At 62.8% G+C, this 524-nt stretch carries 1 protein-coding gene; it reads left to right on the forward strand.

The window, feature by feature from the left end:
* Positions 1–485, forward strand: a 485-nt coding sequence (locus NYR54_RS19160; RefSeq protein ID WP_261517290.1) for an IS3 family transposase, incomplete at its 5' end; no start/stop codon positions are given.
* Positions 486–524 lie beyond the last annotated feature (39 nt).

Genomic DNA, 524 nt, shown 5'->3' on the forward strand with positions numbered 1-524 from the left:
TGTCGACCTGGAGAGGCTTTGTCTACGTGGCCTTCGTCATCGATGCCTATGCCCGCCGGATCGTCGGCTGGCGGGTGAGCAGAACGGCGCATGCGAGCTTCGTTCTCGATGCGCTCGAACAGGCGCTGCATGATCGCCGCCCGATCCATGGAGGCGGTCTGGTGCATCATTCGGACAGAGGCGTCCAATATGTGTCGATCAAGTATACCGAGCGCCTGGCCGAAGCGGGCATCGAGCCCTCCGTCGGCAGCGTCGGCGACTCTTACGACAACGCTCTCGCCGAGACGATCAACGGCCTGTACAAGACCGAAGTGATCCATCGACGCGGGCCATGGCGCTCGTTCGAGGCCGTCGAGTTCGCGACGCTGGAATGGGTCGACTGGTTCAACAATCGCCGGCTGCTGGAGCCCATCGGCAACATCCCGCCGGCCGAAGCCGAGGAACGCTACTACGCTATGCTCGAAGAGCCGGCCATGGCAGCGTGACTCAAACCAAAATGCCTCCGGCAATCCCGGCGCGGTTCA

The sequence above is a fragment of the Chelativorans petroleitrophicus genome (assembly GCF_025398195.1).
In the GTDB taxonomy this organism is placed as follows: Bacteria; Pseudomonadota; Alphaproteobacteria; order Rhizobiales; family Rhizobiaceae; genus Chelativorans; species Chelativorans petroleitrophicus.